The sequence below is a fragment of the Micromonospora chalcea genome (assembly GCF_002926165.1).
GTDB classification, from domain to species: Bacteria; Actinomycetota; Actinomycetes; order Mycobacteriales; family Micromonosporaceae; genus Micromonospora; species Micromonospora chalcea.
This window is the reverse complement of the sequence record NZ_MAGP01000070.1, coordinates 1-2,259: the sequence shown is the minus strand read 5'-3', so window position 1 is coordinate 2,259 and position 2,259 is coordinate 1. Positions and strand designations below refer to the sequence as shown.

Below are 2,259 nucleotides of genomic sequence, written 5' to 3'. Positions count from 1 at the left end.
AGGTGGGGATAGGAGACAGGGAGAGGGCGGGTCGTGCGGTGGCTGGTGCCGGTGGTGTCCGTCGCCGGGGTTGCGGTGGCGCTGGCCGGGCCGGCCGCGTACGCGATGCAGACCGCTGCCACCCCGCACAGCGGCGCCATTCCGAGCGCCGGACCGGCCGGAGCGGGGGGCTTCGGCGGCCCGGGTGGACCGGGCGGGCGGATGCCGGGCGGCGGGGACGGGCAGTTCCCCGGTCGCCCAGGCGGCGGGAACGGGCAGTTCCCCGGTCGCCCAGGCGGCGGGAACGGGCAGTTCCCGGGCTTCCCGGGCTTCCCGAACGGCACCGGCTCCAGCGGCACGGGTCCGGACGGCACCGGCCCGGGCGGCGGGGCGAGCGCCGGCGGATTCCCCGGCTTCCCCGGCGGTGGTTCGGCTCCGGGCGCGCCCGGCGGCACCGGTCAGGACGGCGGCACCGGTCAGGACGGCGGCGACGGTCAGGACGGCGGCGCCGGTCCGGAGGGTGGCACGGGACCGGACGGCCGGGGGCAGCGCGGCGGCGGCATGGGCGGGCTGCTCGACGCCCGCGAGCCGAGCGCCGAGATGACCGCGCTGCTCACCGCCGACGCCGACGACTACACCTGGGTCGCCGCCACGGTCGGCTCGAACAACGCCTCCGGCTACCAGCTGGCCACCGGGCGGCCGGTCATGCCGATCGGCGGCTTCAACGGCAGCGACCCGTCGCCGACGCTCGCCCAGTTCCAGCGGTACGTCGCCGACGGGCGGATCCACTACTTCCTCGGCGGCGGCGGGTTCCGGGCCAACGGCGGCAGCAACGCCTCGGCCGAGATCGCCGCCTGGGTCGCCGAGAACTTCACCGCGACCACCGTCGACGGCGTGACCGTGTACGACCTGAGCAGCGGAAAGCAGGGCTGAGCGATGACTGACACGTACGCGCCCCGGGCCGCCGTGCGGGCCCGGCCCGCCGCCGGCAGCGCGGTGCTGGACGTGGTGGTCCCGGTCTACAACGAGGAGACCGACCTCGGCCCCTGTGTCCGGCGGTTGCACGCGCACCTGACCGCGCACTTTCCGTACCCGTTCCGGATCACGGTGGCCGACAACGCCAGCGTGGACGGCACCCCGGAGGTCGCGCGGGCGCTCGCCGACGAGCTGCCCGAGGTGGGGGTGCTGCGCCTGGACGAGAAGGGCCGTGGGCGGGCGCTGCGCGCCGCGTGGTCGGCCTCGCCCGCGCCGGTGCTCGCGTACATGGACGTGGACCTCTCCACCGACCTGGCGGCGTTGCTGCCGCTCGTGGCGCCGCTCATCTCCGGGCACTCGGATCTGGCCATCGGCACCCGGCTGGCGCGGACCAGCCGGGTGGTCCGGGGCGCCAAGCGGGAGGTCATCTCGCGCGGCTACAACCTGCTGCTGCGCGGCACGCTCGCGGCGCGGTTCTCCGACGCCCAGTGCGGGTTCAAGGCGATCCGCGCCGACGTGGCGGCCGGGCTGCTGCCGCTGGTACGTGACACCGGCTGGTTCTTCGACACCGAGCTGCTGGTCCTGGCGCAGCGGGCCGGGCTGCGCATCCACGAGGTGCCGGTGGACTGGGTGGACGACCCGGACAGCCGCGTCGACATCGTCGCCACCGCGCTGGCCGACCTGCGGGGCATCGGCCGGCTGGGCCGGGCGCTGGCCACCGGGGCGCTGCCGCTGGCACAACTGCGCGCCCAGCTCGGCCGGGGTCCGTTGCCGGCCGCGCCGGCGCGCGTGCCGGCCGGCCTGCCGCGCCAGCTCGTCCGGTTCGCCGCGGTGGGCGTGGCGAGCACGCTCGCGTACCTGCTGTTGTTCCTGCTGGCCCGCGGACCGCTCGGGGCGCAGCCGGCGAACCTGCTGGCGTTGCTGCTCACGGCGGTGGCGAACACGGCGGCCAACCGGCGGCTCACGTTCGGGGTCAGCGGGCGCCGGCACGCCGGCCGCCACCACCTCCAGGGCCTGCTGGCGTTCTCGCTGGGCCTGGCCCTGACCAGCGGCTCACTGGCCCTGCTGCACGCCGCCACACGCCCGAGCCGCAGCCTGGAGCTGGTGGTGCTGGTGGCGGCCAACCTGGCCGCGACGGCCCTGCGCTTCCTCCTGCTCCGCCTGGCCATGCACCACCGCCCGTGACCCACCCCGAACACCCCGTCGATCATGAGGTTGGCGGCGCGACACGCCGGGCGCCGGCACCGTCAACTTCATGATCGACGGGGCGGGTGGCAGGGTTGGGGGTGTGTACCGGGAGTGGGG

The 2,259-nt window shown here is 76.2% G+C and carries 1 protein-coding gene and 1 pseudogene; both read left to right on the top strand.

Annotation, left to right across the window (positions count from 1 at the left end):
* Window positions 1–27: 27 nt before the first annotated feature.
* Window positions 28–912 (top strand): annotated as a pseudogene (locus BAW75_RS07595) (mannosyltransferase YkcB-related protein); the annotation flags it as partial.
* Window positions 913–915: 3 nt separating this feature from the next.
* Window positions 916–2,139, top strand: a complete 1,224-nt coding sequence (locus BAW75_RS07590; RefSeq protein ID WP_104113063.1) for a glycosyltransferase — start codon at window positions 916–918, stop codon at window positions 2,137–2,139.
* The last annotated feature ends 120 nt before the right edge of the window (window positions 2,140–2,259 follow it).